The organism is Nocardia sp. NPDC005366, assembly GCF_040606855.1.
Lineage (GTDB): Bacteria > Actinomycetota > Actinomycetes > Mycobacteriales > Mycobacteriaceae > Nocardia.
This window is the reverse complement of record NZ_JBEXFQ010000085.1, coordinates 1-4,267: the sequence shown is the minus strand read 5'-3', so window position 1 is coordinate 4,267 and position 4,267 is coordinate 1. Positions and strand designations below refer to the sequence as shown.

Genomic DNA, 4,267 nt, shown 5'->3' with positions numbered 1-4,267 from the left:
TGAAACCGATCACCCGCCGACCTCGCCACAGCGGACATGATGCACCACCGGCCACTCCAAGCTGACTAATCAGACGATTGGGAGACAGAACCTAGTGCCGCGCCTGAAATCAGGCTAGTAAGTATGTAGTCTGTTTTCGATGTCTCATCGTGGCCTTCTGCTGTGGAGATCGTGCTGTCGGATGTCGAGCGCGCCGAGCTCGTGCGTAGGTCAGTTTCGGGGTCTCCAACCTCAGTCACAAGCGACACACGTACAAAACCAACCCCTCGACCATCACCCCCCAAACAACCCATTCTGTTAGGGGTTCTTGGGCGTTCGTTGTCGGCGTATCCGGGCAGAGTGCCGTGTAGAGCCAGGCGTGCTCCACTACCTCAGTGGCAACCGCTAGTAGTGTCATCTCGCCGTGGCGTCATGCCGACCTGCCGCCTTCGGCGCGGCCCGCCGCGATGCGGCGCAACGGCACGATGACGCCGTTTCCACCCCAGCGGCCTCCGACACATCCGCGGGGAACATCCAGATCCGGGAGGGATCGCGCGGCCACCTGCCGTTGTCGCGAGCCGTCTGCAGGTGGGGCCTATTCGTGCAGCAGCCCCAAGCACCGTGTGCCGGTCAGCCGATGCCCTCGATGAACGGTTCGATGTTGCCGTAACCGACCTGATCGCCGTACCGGCATTCGACGGCGTAATCCCAAACACCGCCCTTGAGTTCCGCCTGTACCTCCGGATCGGCGAGATCGAGAGTTTCCCCGGCGACCCATTGGGAACCCATCCAGGCGCCACTGGCCCACCCGCGGAAGCCGAAGTAGCCGCCGGTCTTGCGCGAGTAGCGGGTCATCGCACGGAACGTGAGCTCCATGGTCGAGCCGTCCTCCAGCGTGATGAGATCGCGGCCACCGGCGACCTCGTTGGTCGTGGTGTGCGGGACGAGATCCCATTCGTGTTCGACGTTCACCACCCGGAGCCGTTTGCGATTGTCTCCGGCGGGGAACCACAGCTCGCCGTGGTGGGTGCCCAGCCGCTCACCCTCGGGGCTCTCCGCGCCCTCGTACTGCAATGCGAAGTCATCGAACTGCATCGTCACCGAGTGCCAGTAGTAGGTGATGCGCGCCCGCTTCGGCGGCTGTAGCCCGAACCCGACATCGACGCCCTCCGGCGGGGGCAGGTACTCGGCCGCCGACCGGCGAATCCCCCAGGAGCGGTCGCGTTGGGTGACCCACGAAGCCGGATCTATCTCGTAGCGCGTTCCGCCCACGTTCAGCCAGCCGTGGGCTCGACCGTACTGGAAGAAGCGGATCATGTGGTTCACGACCCGGCCCCGGCTGCGCCGGAACATCTGCGGGCGCTGCTCGACGACCGGCACGACGCCCTCGGCCATCACGTCGAGGCTTATTCCGTAGTCGTTCTCGTCGAGGCGGAAGCCGACCCGCGAGTAGTCGGCGGAGATGCGGTAGGTGATCGGGCCGACGGTGAGCCCGTCGACGTCCGGCCGCAGCTCTCGCGACGCGCGGACATTGTGCTGAGTGCTGCCCTCGACCACCGAGACGTAGGCGTCGATGACGTTGCGATTGGTGTATTTTCCGAGGCCGGCCCCGATGAAGAATCGGCCGGTGGTGTCGAACGCACCGAACCACACGCGCTCGCACCACTGCAGATCGCTGGTGTCGACGTGGTCGAAGGTGGACACGACCTGGTGGCTGAGCAGTTCGTCGCTGGGAATAACCATCGTTTCTCCAATGTGTGATCGGCGCAGGCGCCGAACGATTGTCAGGATTGTGGGTCGCGCTAGATCTGCGACAGCAGCTTGTCCAGGCCCTGAGTCGCGACGTTGTTCGTCTCGAAATCCGGCGGATAACCCCGGATCCCGGAGCGGACGATATTGCGCGCGTGCGGGATCAGAATCACTCCCAACCGCAGCGTCTCCAGCACCTTGTGAAAGAACAGGTTCTCGACCCGGCTTCCTGTGACTCGTTCGTAGTGCGCCACGGTCTCGTCCTCGCCCGGAATGCCCTCGAGTTCGGGTGCCCCGAACGGCCACGCGTAGGTGGGTTCCAGCACGATGAACCACGCCAGGTCGGCGACGGGGTCACCGAGATAGGCCATCTCCCAGTCCAGGACCGCCACCACCCGCTCATCCCGGTAGATCAGATTGCCGGGACGGGCGTCGCCCCAGCACAGGGCGACGCGGGGCGGTGTGAAGGTGTTGGCCTTCAGCCAGGTCAGCGCGTGCTCGTACACCGGGATACGGCGGTCGGGGCTGGCCCACGCCAGGATCCTCTCGCACTCGGCGATCTGGCGATCGAGTACGTCGCTACCGGCACCCGGAACCTGGAGGCACGGCAATTCGAGTTCGGACCAGGGCAGACGATGTATGTCGGCCACCGCCTCGACGGCCCGGTGCCACAGCCGGCGTCGTGTCTCGGGGTCGGCGTCGAAGAAAAGGCCCTCGGACCGCAGCCGCCCTGCCGGAACCACCCCATCGACGCGCTCCATGACGAAGAACGGCGTCCCGAGATGCACCGGATCATGCTCGTACCACCGCAGCCGCGGCACCGGCACGGCTGTGTCACGCAGCGCGTTCATCACGCAGAACTGGGTGCGCAACTCCTGGTCCGGGAAGAGCGACCCACTGCTGGGGAGCCACCGGACGACCAGGCGCTCGTGCTTCGGTACCGCATCGACGCGATAGGACAGCTCGAAGAAATATGTCTCGTTGGAGAACCCTTCGCTACTGCCGCGCAGTTCGGTCATCCGCAGGTCTTCCGCCTCGGGCAGTTTGGTGCGCAGCCACGTGGCGAGCCGCTCGGATATGGCGGCGAGATGCTGCTCTCGACGCACCCCGCGATCACCCTTGGCCCGCTTACCCGGCGTCGTCACCGTTTTTCCCCGGACGAGGTGATCGAAATCCGAGGAATGCCCAGCCAGGAGAATCGGGGGATGAAATTGCCCGTTCGCCGAAATGGGTGCGTGACATTTTTTCGCCCGCCAGGACTCATTTCGTCTTTCACACACCGATATTGCGATGGAAGAGCACGGGCTACAAGAACCGAGGTGAAGGTACCACTTGCAGTGACAGGAAAGAGCTGGCAGGTTACATCGATGGCCTCGGACAGCGACGCGCGGCGTCGCGAGCTTGCAGCATTCCTCCGCGCGCGCCGAGCCCGGCTCCAGCCCGAGTCGGTAGGTCTTCCGTCGGCCGGGCGGCGGCGCCGGGTGCCCGGCCTGCGGCGCGAGGAGGTCGCGAACCTTTCGCTGGTCAGCTACAGCTGGTACACCCGCCTCGAGCAGGGACAGGATGTCCAAGCGACGGCCGAGGTCGTCGACAGCATCGCCGCCGCGCTCCGACTGAGTGAAGTCGAGCAGCGACACGTGCGACGTCTCGCCGGACTTCCCGCCGGGCCGCGCCCCTTCCCCGGCCGCGACGACACAGCAGACGAACAGGCACGGAAGTTGTTGGAGGGGTTGTTACCCGCACCCGCATATGTGATAGGCCCGAGATTCGACTACCTGGCGTGGAACGATGCGATGCTCGCGGTGTTCTGCGATATCGGCCAACTCCCACCGCGTCGCAGAAACGTACTGTGGGCGACATTCATGGTGCCGAGGGTCCGATCTTCACTGGCCGACTGGGAGGAACACGCCCGCGCCACCATCGGTCAGTTCAGAGCAGAAGCAGCCGCCTATCCGGCCGATATCCGTTACTCGCGGATTGCCGAAGAACTGGCTGCTGTCAGCCCCGAATTCCGGCGCTGGTGGCCGGAACACGAGGTAGTCCAAGCCGCCACGGGAACGCAGGAATTCCGGCACGCGCGCATAGGTCTTCTCACGACATACCTGATGCAGCTACGGCTGATCGACCGTCCCTCGCTCAAGGTCGTCGTTCACCTGCCCGCGACGCCCTTCGAGGCCGAGAAGCTCGAGACCCTGCGAGGAGAAACAGTGTGGGGGGCGGTCGTCAGTTCGTGACGAAGATCTGTCACGCCGCGCTCGGGGCGCGACGGATGCCGCTAGGTGGTGTCTCCCGATGACTCGCGCCATTCGATGATCACTGCCGGGACGAACCCGGCCCGGAAGAGTTGGTGCCGATCACCGGGCGATCGCAACGACATCGGTGGCAGAATCCCGGCGACCCGGTCGTGCGAGACCATGCCGCTTCGGTGGACGCTGCTCTGCCGATCCGATGACGTGCCCGACCGGTCGGGCATCCACGACCCGGCCGAACTCACCGATGCGCTCGGCCACTGCCTCGAAAACCCCGGCCCCTCGGTCAT

3 protein-coding genes are annotated in these 4,267 nt (G+C 64.9%); 1 reads left to right on the top strand and 2 read right to left on the bottom strand.

Translation table 11 applies throughout. The features are described 5' to 3' along the window. Nucleotides 1-609: 609 nt before the first annotated feature. Together ABZS43_RS36435 and ABZS43_RS36430 are read right to left on the bottom strand one after the other, a co-directional pair. On the bottom strand, nucleotides 610-1,722 hold the full coding sequence (locus ABZS43_RS36435) for a hypothetical protein (protein WP_355040569.1): 1,113 nt from the start codon (nucleotides 1,720-1,722) through the stop codon (nucleotides 610-612). A gap of 59 nt (nucleotides 1,723-1,781) precedes the next feature. After that, the gene (locus ABZS43_RS36430; RefSeq protein ID WP_355040568.1) at nucleotides 1,782-2,873 is read right to left on the bottom strand and encodes a phosphotransferase family protein; all 1,092 of its coding nucleotides are present in this window, start codon (nucleotides 2,871-2,873) and stop codon (nucleotides 1,782-1,784) included. Nucleotides 2,874-3,095: 222 nt separating this feature from the next. On the opposite strand from ABZS43_RS36430, the gene ABZS43_RS36425 reads away from it, so the two are divergent. After that, a complete protein-coding gene (locus tag ABZS43_RS36425) occupies nucleotides 3,096-3,962 on the top strand; it encodes a helix-turn-helix transcriptional regulator (RefSeq protein ID WP_355040567.1) in 867 nt (288 codons plus the stop codon). Nucleotides 3,963-4,267 lie beyond the last annotated feature (305 nt).

Coding starts and splice junctions, on each gene's coding strand:
- ABZS43_RS36425 (WP_355040567.1), top strand. CDS start 3,096: ATGGCCTCGGACAGCGACGCGCGGCGTCGCGAGCTTGCAGCATTCCTC.
- ABZS43_RS36435 (WP_355040569.1), bottom strand. CDS start 1,722: ATGGTTATTCCCAGCGACGAACTGCTCAGCCACCAGGTCGTGTCCACC.